At 33.6% G+C, this 14,284-nt stretch carries 12 protein-coding genes; 5 read left to right on the top strand and 7 right to left on the bottom strand.

The window, feature by feature from the left end; translation table 11 throughout:
- Window positions 1-4: 4 nt before the first annotated feature.
- Window positions 5-1,336 carry a xylose isomerase gene (gene xylA / locus FHR24_RS05445; RefSeq protein ID WP_167185023.1) on the bottom strand — a complete coding sequence of 444 codons (1,332 nt, stop codon included), beginning with the start codon at window positions 1,334-1,336 and terminating at the stop codon, window positions 5-7.
- Window positions 1,337-1,346: 10 nt separating this feature from the next.
- A complete protein-coding gene (locus FHR24_RS05440; protein ID WP_167185020.1) occupies window positions 1,347-2,834 on the bottom strand; it encodes a xylulokinase in 1,488 nt (495 codons plus the stop codon).
- Window positions 2,835-2,987: 153 nt separating this feature from the next.
- Here FHR24_RS05440 and FHR24_RS05435 point away from each other — a divergent pair, with 153 nt between their 5' ends.
- The 3 genes from FHR24_RS05435 to FHR24_RS05425 are packed head-to-tail and all read left to right on the top strand — an operon-like array spanning window position 2,988 to window position 5,425.
- Window positions 2,988-3,653 carry an NUDIX hydrolase gene (locus FHR24_RS05435; RefSeq protein WP_167185017.1) on the top strand — a complete coding sequence of 222 codons (666 nt, stop codon included), beginning with the start codon at window positions 2,988-2,990 and terminating at the stop codon, window positions 3,651-3,653.
- Window positions 3,654-3,657: 4 nt separating this feature from the next.
- The gene (locus FHR24_RS05430) at window positions 3,658-4,548 is read left to right on the top strand and encodes an alpha/beta hydrolase (RefSeq protein WP_167185014.1); all 891 of its coding nucleotides are present in this window, start codon (window positions 3,658-3,660) and stop codon (window positions 4,546-4,548) included.
- 1 nt (window position 4,549) lies between these two features.
- The gene (locus tag FHR24_RS05425) at window positions 4,550-5,425 is read left to right on the top strand and encodes an alpha/beta hydrolase (RefSeq protein ID WP_243846503.1); all 876 of its coding nucleotides are present in this window, start codon (window positions 4,550-4,552) and stop codon (window positions 5,423-5,425) included.
- 52 nt (window positions 5,426-5,477) lie between these two features.
- Here FHR24_RS05425 and FHR24_RS05420 read toward each other — a convergent pair whose 3' ends face one another.
- Together FHR24_RS05420 and FHR24_RS05415 are read right to left on the bottom strand one after the other, a co-directional pair.
- A complete protein-coding gene (locus FHR24_RS05420) occupies window positions 5,478-5,891 on the bottom strand; it encodes a DUF6691 family protein (RefSeq protein WP_167185008.1) in 414 nt (137 codons plus the stop codon).
- Between the two features lie 10 nt (window positions 5,892-5,901).
- On the bottom strand, window positions 5,902-6,450 hold the full coding sequence (locus tag FHR24_RS05415; RefSeq protein ID WP_167185003.1) for a YeeE/YedE family protein: 549 nt from the start codon (window positions 6,448-6,450) through the stop codon (window positions 5,902-5,904).
- A gap of 90 nt (window positions 6,451-6,540) precedes the next feature.
- On the opposite strand from FHR24_RS05415, the gene FHR24_RS05410 reads away from it, so the two are divergent.
- Window positions 6,541-7,398, top strand: a complete 858-nt coding sequence (locus tag FHR24_RS05410; RefSeq protein ID WP_167185000.1) for a sterol desaturase family protein — start codon at window positions 6,541-6,543, stop codon at window positions 7,396-7,398.
- 38 nt (window positions 7,399-7,436) lie between these two features.
- Window positions 7,437-9,119: an RluA family pseudouridine synthase gene (locus FHR24_RS05405; protein ID WP_167184997.1), complete on the top strand. Its 1,683-nt coding sequence runs from the start codon at window positions 7,437-7,439 to the stop codon at window positions 9,117-9,119.
- Between the two features lie 38 nt (window positions 9,120-9,157).
- Here FHR24_RS05405 and bglX read toward each other — a convergent pair whose 3' ends face one another.
- The 3 genes from bglX to FHR24_RS05390 form a co-directional block, all read right to left on the bottom strand.
- On the bottom strand, window positions 9,158-11,437 hold the full coding sequence (bglX, locus tag FHR24_RS05400) for a beta-glucosidase BglX (protein ID WP_167184994.1): 2,280 nt from the start codon (window positions 11,435-11,437) through the stop codon (window positions 9,158-9,160).
- Window positions 11,438-11,490: 53 nt separating this feature from the next.
- The gene (locus FHR24_RS05395; protein WP_167184991.1) at window positions 11,491-12,345 is read right to left on the bottom strand and encodes a glycoside hydrolase family 16 protein; all 855 of its coding nucleotides are present in this window, start codon (window positions 12,343-12,345) and stop codon (window positions 11,491-11,493) included.
- A 458-nt stretch (window positions 12,346-12,803) separates the two neighbouring features.
- Window positions 12,804-14,258, bottom strand: a complete 1,455-nt coding sequence (locus FHR24_RS05390; protein ID WP_167184988.1) for a hypothetical protein — start codon at window positions 14,256-14,258, stop codon at window positions 12,804-12,806.
- Window positions 14,259-14,284: the final 26 nt, after the last annotated feature.

The following is a 14,284-nucleotide window of genomic DNA, read 5'->3' as shown; positions in this document are numbered from 1 at the left end:
TTATTTAAATGTTCTGGTTGATGATATTTTCAAACAACTCTTGTTTCCCACTAATGCTAGGTAACTCTCCGTTTTCTTTGGCAATGCTGTATAAATCTTCAAAAGATAATTTTCCTTCTTCAAATTCTTTTCCTTTACCACTGTCAAAAGAGCTATAACGCTTTTCTCTCAACGCTTTGTAATCTGATTCTTGCATAATTTTCTCAGCTACCAATAACCCTCTTGCAAAGGTATCTGCACCACCAATGTGTGCTAAGAAAATATCTTCTAAATCTGTAGAGTTTCTTCTAATTTTTGCATCAAAGTTTACTCCACCTCCTTGCAATCCTCCTGCTTCTAAAAACACCAACATAGCTTCTGCAGTTTCTTGAATGTTGTTTGGGAACTGATCTGTATCCCATCCGTTTTGGTAATCTCCACGGTTGGCATCAATACTACCTAACATACCTGCTTGTGCCGCTACATCCATTTCATGTTGCATGGTGTGACTTGCTAAAGTTGCGTGGTTTACTTCTAAATTAATTTTAAAATCGTCCTGTAAGTTATGCTTGTTTAAGAAACCAACAACGGTTGCTGCATCAAAATCATACTGGTGTTTAGTTGGTTCCATTGGCTTAGGCTCAATAAAAAAGTTTCCTTTGAATCCTTTTCCACGTGCATAATCTTTTGCCAATCCTAAGAATTGTCCCATGTGATTTAATTCACGTCCCATATCTGTATTTAATAAAGACATGTAACCTTCACGTCCTCCCCAGAATACATAGTTCTCACCTTTTAATTCCATTGTAGCATCTAAAGCCAATTTAATTTGTGCTCCTGCTCTTGCAACAACATCAAAATTAGGATTGGTAGCAGCCCCATTCATATAACGTGGGTTAGAAAAACAGTTAGCCGTTCCCCATAATAATTTTACACCACTTGCTGCTTGCTTTTCTTTTAAGTAAGCTACAATTTCTTTCAAACGAGCTTCAGACTCTTCAAAAGTTGCTCCTTCTTGTACCAAGTCAAAATCGTGAAAACAGTAGTAATCAAATCCCATTTTGGTAATAAATTCAAAAGCAGCATCTGCTTTGTCTTTGGCTGCTTGCATAGGATCTGCATTTTGATCCCATTCAAAATTTTGTGTTCCTGGTCCAAAAGGATCAGAACCTTGTCCACAGAAGGTATGCCAATAAGCAATAGAAAACTTAAAATGCTCTCTCATTGTTTTTCCAGCAACTACTTGGTCTGGGTTGTAATATTTATAAGCTAAAGGATTTTTTGAATCTTTTCCCTCAAACTTAATCTCTCCAATTCCTTTGAAGTATTCTTTACTTCCTACTGTTAATTTTGGCATAATGTATTATTTATGATTTTAATTTTGATTCTAACAAACTTACCCACTTGGTATAAGCTACTTGATATGCTTCTTTTTTAGAAATATCTGCCGTATACGTTTTGATGATATTTTCTTTGGCAAATGCATCTTGCAAATTATTTATTTTTCCTGCTCCATAACCTGCTCCAATTGCAGCACCTACAGCTCCTGATGATTCTTTTACTTGAATTTCTGCTCCTGTTAATGTGGCAATGGTTGTTGCAAAAGTTTCTGATTGAAACATATTATCATTCCCCACTTTTATAACACTAGGTTCCAAACCTAATTCTTTCATTCCAGCAATTCCATACACAAAAGAAAAAGCAATTCCTTCTAAACACGCTCTTACCATATCTCCCAATTTGTGTTTGGTAAAATTCAAACCATCAAACTGAGCTCCTATTATTTTATTTGCCAACATGCGTTCTGCTCCATTTCCAAAAGGTAAAAAAGTTAAGGCATTCGCTCCTACAGGTACACTTTGTGCCAATTTTTCTAACTCAAAATAATCCATATCTGCAGCTAAATTGTTACGCAACCAAGCATAAGCACTTCCAGTTCCGTTAATACACAATAAAACGCCTAACTTTCTTTCTTCTGCTGTATGGTTAATGTGAGCAAATGTATTAACACGTTGTTTTTCATCGTATTTTAATTGATCTACCACACCGTACACAACCCCAGAAGTACCACCTGTAGCAGCAATTTCTCCCGGATTTAATACATTTAAAGAAAATGCGTTATTTGGTTGGTCTCCAGCTCTGTAAGCAACTACAGCCTCTGGACTAAAACCAAACTTTTCTGCCATTTTAGCCGTTATTTTTCCTTGCTCTGCAAACACAGGTTTTACTTCTGGAAATAATTTTTCATCAAACCCAAAATAATCTACCAACGTACTGTTTAGTGCTTCTTTTTTAAAGTCCCATAAAACTCCTTCAGATAAGCCTGTGTTTGTAGTAGTTATGGTATTTGTGAATCTATAAGCTATATAATCCCCTGGTAACATTATCTTATCAATAGTATTGTATAATTCAGGTTCGTTCTCTTTTACCCAAGCCAATTTAGATGCTGTAAAATTTCCTGGAGAATTTAACATTGTTTCTAAACAAACAGTTTCTCCAATTTCTTTAAAAGCTTTATTTCCAATAGCTACAGCTCTACTGTCGCACCAAATAATAGCAGGTCTTACCACCTCTCCTTTATTTGTTAAAGTAACCAAACCATGCATTTGATAAGCAATACCAATGGCTACAACATCTGCTCTTTTATTTGTTGTTTTTTCAAATAATTTATTAGTTACCTTTTCTATATTTTGCCACCAATCTTCTGGGTTTTGCTCTGCCCAATTTTCTTGAGGAGCATCAATTACCATTTCTCTTTCTGGGTAACTAGCAGCTGCCTTTACCTCTTTGGTATTGGTATCAAATAAAACAGCTTTTACTGATGAACTTCCTAAATCGTATCCAATTGATAACATAAAAATTTATTTAAATATAGTTGTACCTCTTAAAAAAGAGACTTAGTTTTAATCCCAAACTAAGCAAATATAATTAGTTGCTATTGTATTTCAAACAAAAAGTTAGTTTATTTATGATACTATCAATAAATTCGCAAAAACATTAATAGTAATATGGTAGAAACTTCTGTAGACTGTGTAATTTTTGGATTTCAACACGAAACCTTAAAAGTCTTGTTGATCAAAAGAAAAAACGATCCTTCTAAAGGGCTAATGGCTTTACCTGGTGATTTTTTAGATGAAAAAACAAGTATTTATGGAAGTGCAGAAAATACCTTAAAAAAAATTACGGATCTAGATAATATCTTTTTAGAACAAATTCAGGCTTTTGGTAGAGTGGATAGATACCCAGGAAAAAGAGTTATCACCATTAGCTACTATGCGTTAATTAACATTGAAAATTATTCTCCAACAGCAGGTTATACTGCCGAAAAACTAGAATGGTGTGATGTAGATAAATTGCCTGAACTCGCTTTTGATCACCAAAGGATTATAGAATCTGCTCACAAAAAGCTAAAAAGAAGAGTCCGATATGAACCAATTGGCTTTAACTTATTACCTGAAGAATTTAGTTTAACAAACCTACAACAAGTTTACGAAGCTATTCTACAAATAGAATTGAACAAACGAAATTTTAGAACCAAGTTAAACCAGATGAAACTGTTGATAGACACAGGAAAAAAACAAAAAAATGTGGCTCACAAACCCGCCATACTTTATAAGTTTGATGAAAAAATGTATCAACAATTAAAAGAAGAAGGCTTCTACTTTAAATTATAAAGCCATGTTTAAACCCACTATTTTATCTTTTATATTTTTTTGTACTCTTTCTCTTTTTGCTCAAAAAGTAGAAACGTTAAAACTTCCTTTTACAAAAGCTAACGATGTAACTTGGACAGGAAAAGAACATCATTATTTTTCTAAAAACTGGAACTCTGATGTAATTACCAATGTATCAGAACCAAGTATAGATATTTATCATCCTAAAAAAGAATTAAGAAATGGAACTGCCATAATTATTGCTCCTGGAGGTGCTTTATATGCGCTTAGCATGTTAAACGAAGGAAAAAAAGTTGCTGAATGGCTAACCTCAAAAGGAATTACAGCAGTCGTCTTAAAATACAGGCTAGTTCCGTCTGAAAGTAACGATGCCATTGAAGATTATAAAAAGCTAAGGAAACAAACCCCTGAAAAGATTCAAAACCATGTAAATAAAGTAATTCCTTATGCTATTCAAGATGGTTTAACAGCAATTTCTTATTTACGAAAACATACTACTAACTACGGAATAAATCCTAATAAAATTGGATTTATGGGCTTCTCAGCAGGTGGTGCAGTTACTATGGGAGTTGCTTATAATTATACGCAGAAAAACAGGCCTAACTTTTTAGTTCCTGTGTATCCGTGGACCGCTAAATACCCTGTACAAAAACCACAAAAAGATTCTCCTCCTATATTTATAGTTTGTGCTAGTAACGATCCTTTACAGTTAGCTATGGGAAGTGTTCATATATATAAATCGTGGAAAGAGCTAGACTTAAATGCCGAATTGCACATGTATGCAAAAGGTGGTCATGGTTTTGGAATGAAATCTTTGGAACTACCTTCAGATACTTGGATAGAACGTTTTTATGACTGGGGAGTAAATGAAAAACTAATCACTTTAAAAAAATAAAATGATGTTAAAAAAGTTAATTTTTGTTTTTGTCTTATTTACCTTATTTGCTCAGGCACAAGAAATTGTAAAATTGCCTTATAAAAAAGTAGAAGGACTTATCTGGAAAGGAAAAGAAGTTACTTATGTAACAGACATTCCTAGAGTTGCAAATATTTCTAAACCAAGTATTCAAATTTTTAAACCCAAAAAAGAGATTAACACAGGTACTGCGGTAATTATACTTCCTGGTGGTGGAATGACTATTAATAGTATTTTAACAGAAGGTACTATGGTGGCAGATTGGTTGGTTAAAAAAGGAGTCACTGCCGTTGTTTTAAAATATAGATTAAAACCTACCAAAAAAGGAAAAGACTTTGCTGATTTTAAAAAGAAAAACAGAATTAGCTATCAACAAAAAAAAGAAATTCATCAAAAATTATTTCCGGCTTCTATTGATGATGCTTTAAATGCAATTACTTATGCTAGAAACAATGCTAAAAAACTTTCTGTAAACCCTAATAAAATTGGGGTGATGGGATTTTCTGCAGGTGGTGCGGTTACCATGGGTGTTGGTTATAATTATACCGAAAAAAACAGACCTAACTTTATAGCTCCTATTTATCCTTGGACTAGTGAATATCCTGTACAAGAACCTAAACAAGATGCTCCACCATTATTTATTGTTTGTGCAAGTAATGACCCTTTAAAACTAGCTACAGGTAGTATTGATTTATATACTTCTTACAAAGAAAACAACAAAGATGCAGAACTACATATGTATGCAAAAGGAAAACATGGTTTTGGAATGACTACTCAAAATCTACCTTCAGATACATGGATAGAACGTTTTTATGATTGGGCTGTAAGTGAAAAACTGATTGAAACAGTTCAATAAAAAAAGAGGTTTCTAAATTTAGAAACCTCTTTTTTTTGTGTGCATCACCTATCTAATGTGGTAGCTTATCTTTTAATTTTCCGTAGATAAAAGTTCCTAAAACAGCTGATCCTATCACAATAAGCAAACTATAAAAACCTGCTCCGACCAAAGTAAACATAGGACCAGGACAAGCTCCTGCTAATGCCCAACCTAACCCAAAAATAATTCCGCCAAACAAATATCTTTTTACAGATTTTTCTTTGTCATTTATAACAATTGGTACGTTGTAAAAACTTTTTACCTTATATTTTTTAATAAGTTGAGTTGTAATCAATCCTAAAACAACAGCTACTCCAATAATTCCATACATATGGAAGGCTTGAAAATTAAACATTTCGTAAATTCTAAACCAAGAAGCTGCTTCGGATTTGTACATGGTAATTCCAAACAAAATACCAATACCTATATATATACTATTTTTCATGTCTTAATTTTTAAAAAATGATTGGGAATAAGAAGTGAATCATAACAAGTCCTCCTATAAAAAAACCGATAACTGCTATTAAGGAAGGTAACTGTAAATTACTCAACCCAGAAATTGCATGACCAGATGTACATCCGCCAGCATACCTAGCACCAAATCCCACTAAAAAACCACCCACGGCCAGTAAAACTATATTTTTAATGCTAAAAACTTGAAAAATTTCTACCGGTAGATAAGATCTACCAGAACTGGTAATTCCAATATCTTGTAACTGATCTATAGTTGCTGGATTAATAGCCACACCAGAACCTGAAGACAACAAATTAGCTCCTATAAAACCACCAATTACAGCTCCTATCATTACTAATAGATTCCATTTTTGAGTTTTCCAATCAAAGTTAAAAAAGTCTGTTTTTTTTCCTGCTCCACATAAGGTACACAAGGTTCTTAAATTAGATGACATTCCAAAACTATCTCCCATCATTAACAACAAAAACAAAACTAGCGCTATTAATGTTCCAGAAACATACCATGGCCAAGGTTGTAATATTAATTCCATTCTCTATTTTTAATTATTATTTTTAAGCAAAGATAATTTAACACGACCAATACATAGGTAACAATTGTTACAGCCAAAATTATTTATAGTATGAATACATTTCTCAATAGCTTTATCAATACCTTGTCTTGGTTGTACCAAATGATTAGCTTTCAAACAAATTGGTATGAAAATTATTTTTGGGGACTCATTCTTATTTCTTTAATAGTATGGAGTTTAGAGATTTTATTCCCTTGGAGAAAACAACAATCTATTTTTAGACAAGACTTTTGGCTAGATGGATTTTACATGTTTTTTAACTTCTTTTTGTTTAGCATTTTTATCAGTGGGTTTTACGCTATTTTTAGTAATCTGTTGGCCTTTGTAGGTTTGAGCACCAATTCTCTGGCAGTTGTAGACCTTAAAAACTTAGCTCCTTTTACACAGCTTTTGATCTTTTTTGTATTGAGTGATTTTTTTCAATGGTTTACACATGTCATGCTACATCGGTTTGATGCTTTGTGGAGTTTTCATCAAGTACACCACAGTGTAAAAGAAATGGGATTTGCAGCGCATTTGCGTTATCATTGGATAGAAAACATACTCTACAAGCCTCTAAAAACATTGGCTATTATGCTGCTTGGTGGTTTTGAACCTGAACAAGCTTATCTAGTCCATTTTATTGCCATTAGCATTGGACATTTAAACCATTCTAACTTAAACATTACTTGGGGACCTTTAAAATATATATTTAACAACCCTGTAATGCATTTGTATCATCATGCTTACCATTTGCCAAAAGACAAAAAATATGGAGTTAATTTTGGAATTAGTTTAAGCCTTTGGGATTATATTTTTAGAACAAATTACATTCCTAAAGTGGATAAAAATGAACTACTAGGTTTTAAAGGAGATGATAAAGTGCCTTCAACTTTTTGGAAACAATTGTGGGTAGGCTTTAAGAACTAAATACATTAAGTATCTTTGTCATCTAATTATTTGTACAGATGTCTGCACTCCATTTTTTTCATTCTTTTAACAGTGATATTTCTAACATCGCACTGCCAAAAAAATTCACCTACCCGTTTTATTACGAAACACATCCTTTGTGTGAATTAGCTGCAAAACAAGTACAAGATTATATTACCCATCAACAAGAGTGGCAACATCCTTTTACAGAAAACAATCTTTTAAACGAAAAACCGATTGGTAAAATGTTTGGTGTTTTGGTTGTTAAAAACCAAAAAGGTGACATTGGATTTATTAGTGCCTTTTCTGGAAAATTAGCAGGAACCAACAACCACTCTTATTTTGTTCCTCCTGTGTTTGATATGTTATCTAAAAACAGTCATTTTTTAAAAGAAGAGATAGCATTAAACAACATCAATGCACAAATAGAAGCTTTAGAAAACAATACTGATTATATTTTATATAAAAACAAACTAGAGCAAACCCTAAAAAAATCTATTAAAGAAATTGGGGAGTTAAGAGCTTTTATGATAAAAGCAAAAAAAGAAAGAAAAGAAGAACGTTTACAAGCTGAACAAACATTGTCTACAAACGACTACCAAATTCTTTTAGAAAAATTGGCTAAAAAAAGTGTAGCTGCCAAAACTAAACTTAAAAAACTCACCTTATCTTTTGAAGAAAAAATAAAAGAACTACAAAACCAAGTAGCTACTTTTAAACACAAAATACAGGATTTAAAAACGCTTAGAAAAGAAAAATCTAACGCGCTACAACACTATTTATTTCATCAATATAAATTCTTAAATCAAAAAGGAGAAGAACAAGATCTACTAGATATTTTTAAACAAGGTGTTTTTGAAACTCCTCCTGCAGGAGCGGGAGAATGTGCTGCTCCTAAACTATTACAATATGCTTTTATTAACAAGTTAACACCTATTTGTATGGCAGAATTTTGGTGGGGAGATAGTCCTAAATCTGAAATTAGAAAACACGGAAATTACTATCCTGCTTGTCAAGGAAAATGCAAACCTATTTTGGGACATATGCTTGACGGAATGGAAATGGATGAAAATCCTTTATTAACCAATCCAGCTATTGGAAAAGAAATTACTACTGTTTTTGAAGATGATTATTTAGTCGTTGTTAACAAACCTGCTGAATTTTTATCGGTTCCGGGAAAAACCATTCATGATTCCGTGTATTTGCGCATGAAACAAAAATTTCCCAATGCAACAGGACCTTTAATTGTACACAGATTAGACATGTCTACTTCTGGGTTGATGGTAATTGCCAAAACCAAAGAAATTCATCAACATATACAACGTCAATTTATTAAAAGACAAGTAAACAAACGTTATGTTGCGTTGTTAGACGGTATTCCTGAAAAAGAAGAAGGTTTTATAGATTTGCCTTTGCGTTTAGATATTGATGACAGACCCAGGCAATTGGTTTGTTTTGAACATGGAAAATCGGCAAGAACAAAGTGGGAAATTATTGACAAAAAAAATGGAAAGACAAAAGTTTACTTTTATCCTGTCACGGGTAGAACACATCAACTAAGAGTACATGCCTCTCATCAACTAGGTTTAAACACAGCTATTGTTGGTGATGATTTGTATGGTAAAAAACAAAATAGACTCCACTTACATGCAGAGTCTATTACTTTCCGTCATCCTATTACTCAAAAAGAAATAACAGTACAAATTGAGGCTGACTTTTAATATTCAGCCTCACATAAATATAGGGGCATATTTAACTTTTATTGTATCTCAAAACTGGTTTCTATTACTGTTTTAGAACTTCCTCCTACAAACAACTTAAATTCTCCTGGTTCAACTATAAAAACTCCGTTGTTATCATAAAATCCAAGTTCTTTATCCGTTAATACAAACTCAATTATTTTTTCTTCACCTGCAGCTAACTCAATTAACTCAAAGCCTTTTAATTCTTTTACAGGTCTGGTTACACTTGCTACTAAATCTCTAGTATACAATTGCACCACCTCTTTTCCTTTTACATCTCCTATGTTTTTCACCTCAACTTTTACATGTACTTCCTTATTTTTATGACTTACTTTTAAGTTTTCGTATTCAAACTGTGTATAACTTAATCCGTGCCCAAAAGGATACAAGGCACTGTTTTGTTCATCTTGAAAATGAGACCAAAAAACCACATCCTTCCCAGGTAAAGTGGGTCTTCCCGTGTTTTTATAATTGTAGTACAAAGGCAACTGACCAACATGTCTTGGGAAACTCATAGGTAACTTTCCACTAGGATTATAATCCCCATACAATACTTGAGCAATAGCCAAACCACTTTGAGTTCCTAATTGCCAACACTCTAAAATTGTAGGTATATGAGCATCTGCCCAACCTAGTGTTAATGGTCTACCGTTGTTTAAAACCAAAACAATATTTTTATTGATTTTGTGAATTTCCTCTAACAACTCTTGCTGGACTCCTGGCAAACCAAGATCAACTCTACTTCTTCCTTCTCCACTCTGAAAACCATGTTCTCCTAAAACCATCACAACCACATCGGCATTTTTAGCCACTTGTTTTGCATTTTCAAATTCACTTTTATCTGTTTGATTAATTTTTACTTCAGTAATAAAATTTGGAGTTCCCAAAGCAACATCAGCTCCTTTGGCATACATAATCTTATTTCCATTATAAGTACTTAAACCTTCTAATACAGAAACTGCTGAATTGTCTTTTGCTGCAATTCTCCAACTACCTAATGGACTTGTTTTGTCATTTGCCAAAGCCCCAATTACAGCTATATTTTGACCTTGTTTTTTTAAAGGCAATAAATGTTTTTCATTCTTAAGTAATACAATTGATTTTTTTGCTAAGTCTAAAGAAGCATCTAATATTTCTTTACTTCCCATTATATTTTGCTCTCTTTGCTCATCACAATAACGATAAGGATCTTCAAACAAACCTAATTCAAACTTTACTTTTAAAATTCGTCTAACAGCATCATCAACTACACTTTCTTTTACTTTTCCTTCTTTTACCAAACTAGCCAAATGGTGCACATAAGCATTCGATTCCATATCCATATCAGATCCTGCATTTGCTGCAATTTCTGCTGCATGTTTTAAATCTTTTGCATGCCCGTGCGCAATCATTTCTACCAAAGATCCCCAATCTGATATTACAAAACCGTCAAACTCCCATTCTCCTTTTAACAAATCTCTTTGCAAATAAGAATTTCCTGTAGCAGGGATTCCGTTTAATTCATTAAAAGAATTCATAAATGTTCTAACACCCGCATCAACAGAAGCTTTAAAAGGAGGTAATATTATATTATGTAATGTTGATGTTCCTACATCTACCGTATTATAATCTCTTCCTGACTCTGCAAAACCATACCCTGCAAAATGTTTAGCCGTAGCCAAAATGGTATTCTCTTTAGATAAATCTGTTCCTTGAAAACCTACAATTCTTGCTTTTGCTATTTTACTTCCTAAATACGGATCTTCACCTGCACCTTCCATTACACGACCCCAACGAGCATCTCTAGACACATCTACCATAGGAGCAAATGTCCAATTGATTCCTGCAGCCGATGCCTCTAACGCAGCCATTTCCGATGATTTTTTAATAGCTTCTAAATCCCAACTTGCGGCTTCTGCCAACGGAATTGGGCTTAATGTTTTGTACCCGTGAATTACATCAAAACCAATAATTAAAGGAATTCCCAGTCTAGACTCTTCTACTGCTATTTTTTGAACAGCCCTTACTTCTTTAACCCCTCTTACATTTAACATAGAACCTACAAATCCTTTGCGTAAATCTTTATACTTTTTGGCGGCATCTCCTTGAATTGGAGTAGGACCTGTTACATTCCAAAAACCATTGTATTGATTCATTTGCCCAATTTTTTCCTCTAAAGTCATTTTAGAAAGTAAAGCTTCAGTTCTTTTATCTACAGACAAATTTGTATCCATATAATTGTTTTCTTCATCATTACTAAATGAGAACACAGCTACCAAAGATGCTAAGATGCATATACTTATAATAATTTTTTTCATATACTTATTATTTATGATGATAACACTAACAAAATCATCTTATATTAACTCTCTTATTGATAAACTCTTACATAATCAATCTCCATAGCCGACTCTGTAAAATTTGAATCTATACTTCCTCCTAAGGTTCCCCCCATGGCTACATTTAAAATCACAAACTGAGGTTTATCAAAAGGCCAATTAGCTCCATCTTTAGCTGTAGGTTGATAGGTGTAATGCACAACATCATCTACCATAAATTCAATTTTATCTTGTGTCCAATTAATTCCATACACATGAAACTCTGTAGACAAATCTTCTTTAGGTTCATTTTCTCCCACATAAGGAGTGTTTCCATAACCCGATGGATTGTGAATGGCACTTGTGGTAATTTTTAAATTTTCTGAACTGGTTCCTGCACGCTCCATAATATCTATTTCACCACATGCCGGCCAACTAACTGTAGAAATATTCTCTCCCAACATCCATATGGCAGGCCAAGTACCTAAACCGTAGGGTAATTTTGCACGAACCTCAACCTTACCATAGGTAAAGCTAAATCTGTCTTGTGTTTTTATTCGGGCAGAAGTATAAGGAGCTCCTCTGTAGGTTTCTTTTTTAGCTGTAATTTTTAAAACTCCGTTAGTCACCACCGCATTATCTCTGGTGTAATATTGCACTTCATTGTTACCCCAGCCACTGTTACCTATATCATAGGTCCAATTTTCTGTACACGGAGAACCATCTTCATTAAATTCATCCGACCATACAAGCACATCATTATTTCCTGTTGCAACGGCACCTTCTATCGTTCCTAAACAGTTAAGATTACCCGTTTCTTGACTACTTATACTGTCTTCTCCTCCACACCCTATAGCAGATAGAGATATTAACAAAAGACATTTTATCCAAATATGTTTACGTTTCATGTGATTCTTTTTTTTGTTGATTATTATTCTTTACTCTTAAAAGTTATTTTATGTATTTACACAATTCTAAAACCAGTTCTATTTTAATTTGATCAATGATCCCTTTTCCAATACTGTGAATCCTTTCAAACATTAGCTTATTTACATATGCAATTTTGTATTGATTACTTGCCTTTCTAGCTCTAACTCACTTATATATTCTGAAAACTTTAATTACAGATTTGTATCTTAAAATTTTCAGAATTTTACTGGAGTCGTTAAATACAAACGAGTCTATTTATCTAAAAATACTTCTGTTTTTTTTGTAATTGTTTGATTGCTTTTTACATCTAATAGGACAAGAAAAAAGAACAACATTTGTGTAATTGACATCCCCATAACTTTTTTTAAATTTTATAAAAGCGGTTAAAAACATTTAACCGCTTTTAAAATTAAATCATTGTAAAAAACGTATGCTATTAGTATAAATAGATGTTATCTACATGGAAAGAAGAAGCTCCTGTTGCAGTACCATCTTCAGACACTCCATACTTTAATTGATCTATGGCTCCACTTGCAGTTAACCCTACAAAGTCTGCCAACGGAATGTCTATAGAAGTCCATTCTCCACTTGTTAATACGTTATCAACTCCCACTTCAAAAGTAGTTCCACTAGCATCTGCTGTATTGATTAACGTAATATTTAACTTGTCAATTTCAGAAGAATGTACATCTAAATGAATGTGTGTATAAGAAGAAATATTAATGGCATCAAACGTAGTCCCTTGATAGTCTAAGAAAGAATATTGAAGAACACTGTTTCCTGTTTCAGGCTCAATTTCCGCAAATTTAGTTGCTTGTCCCCAACCTGGGTTTACATTCACATTGGCAACACTCGTATAAGCATCACTATAAATAGAAGCTACGTTAGAAGCCGTTGGAGTTGCTGCTACAGTTGTTACATCGGTTACATCAGGACATCCGTTGTTTGTTCCTGCAATATTTGGACACGCATCATCTGCATCGTTTACACCATCATTATCACTATCTATTTCTGGTAATACAGCTCCTGCTGTACCTTCTTTAGCAAATTTAAATTGCCAAGTATTACCCGCTCCATCATACTGGATATGTAAAGTCATTGTATTTTTATCTTCAGAAAAAGTCACTCCACTATACGTAATACTTTCTTTAGCACCTGCTGGGTCTGTAAGTTCTCCACTATTATGAACTTTAGATACTCCTAAGAATGCTCCCAAACCACTAATGGTTACTGTTTCTGCAGTTGGATCGTGAGACCAAGTTGCTGTAGTTATACTTCCGTCAAAAGGAGATATTGCTGTACCGCAGCTTTCTGTTTCAACACTTTCCCAAGATCCTTCTAACCAAGTAGCATCTCCTATAATATTGTTAAAAGAATTGTCTGCTTTAAATTCGTAAATATCATCAAACAAACAGCTTCTTGTTTTTACAGTTGCAAGATCATTTGCCCACCAAGTACCTACACCTTCTAAATTAGGTCCTACTGCTAAAGCTCCTGCCTCATGCAACAACACCCATCTACCTACAATGTCCGATTGTTCTAAAACTACTGTGTAAGAAGTTGTTTTAGAAACACTCTCTACTCCTGTTGCAGATGCTGTTACTGTAATGTCGTAACTAGTTGCTACCGATGGATAAGTATAACTAACTTTAGGTCCAACAGTTGCCAACACATCATCTGTAGCATCTGTTCCAAAATCAACGGAGTAAGAAGCTGCTCCAGTTGCTGAAGGTGTAACACTTACTATATTCCCTAAACCGGAGGATGTAATTGTAAAATCTAAATTTGCAATGGCAGATCCAGAAGCGATTGAATCTTCATCATTGGTACTACATGACACTATAAGTCCTGCACAAAGCAAAGCACTAATTCCTTTTTTAAATAAATTCATAATTTTAATTTTTAAGTTTATATTTT

It is taken from the genome of Wenyingzhuangia heitensis, from assembly GCF_011762155.1.
Taxonomy (GTDB): domain Bacteria; phylum Bacteroidota; class Bacteroidia; order Flavobacteriales; family Flavobacteriaceae; genus Wenyingzhuangia; species Wenyingzhuangia heitensis.
This window is presented reverse-complemented; position numbering and strand designations above follow the sequence as displayed.

Coding starts and splice junctions, on each gene's coding strand:
- xylA (WP_167185023.1), bottom strand. CDS start 1,336: ATGCCAAAATTAACAGTAGGAAGTAAAGAATACTTCAAAGGAATTGGA.
- FHR24_RS05440 (WP_167185020.1), bottom strand. CDS start 2,834: ATGTTATCAATTGGATACGATTTAGGAAGTTCATCAGTAAAAGCTGTT.
- FHR24_RS05435 (WP_167185017.1), top strand. CDS start 2,988: ATGGTAGAAACTTCTGTAGACTGTGTAATTTTTGGATTTCAACACGAA.
- FHR24_RS05430 (WP_167185014.1), top strand. CDS start 3,658: ATGTTTAAACCCACTATTTTATCTTTTATATTTTTTTGTACTCTTTCT.
- FHR24_RS05425 (WP_243846503.1), top strand. CDS start 4,550: ATGATGTTAAAAAAGTTAATTTTTGTTTTTGTCTTATTTACCTTATTT.
- FHR24_RS05420 (WP_167185008.1), bottom strand. CDS start 5,891: ATGAAAAATAGTATATATATAGGTATTGGTATTTTGTTTGGAATTACC.
- FHR24_RS05415 (WP_167185003.1), bottom strand. CDS start 6,450: ATGGAATTAATATTACAACCTTGGCCATGGTATGTTTCTGGAACATTA.
- FHR24_RS05410 (WP_167185000.1), top strand. CDS start 6,541: ATGAATACATTTCTCAATAGCTTTATCAATACCTTGTCTTGGTTGTAC.
- FHR24_RS05405 (WP_167184997.1), top strand. CDS start 7,437: ATGTCTGCACTCCATTTTTTTCATTCTTTTAACAGTGATATTTCTAAC.
- bglX (WP_167184994.1), bottom strand. CDS start 11,437: ATGAAAAAAATTATTATAAGTATATGCATCTTAGCATCTTTGGTAGCT.
- FHR24_RS05395 (WP_167184991.1), bottom strand. CDS start 12,345: ATGAAACGTAAACATATTTGGATAAAATGTCTTTTGTTAATATCTCTA.
- FHR24_RS05390 (WP_167184988.1), bottom strand. CDS start 14,258: ATGAATTTATTTAAAAAAGGAATTAGTGCTTTGCTTTGTGCAGGACTT.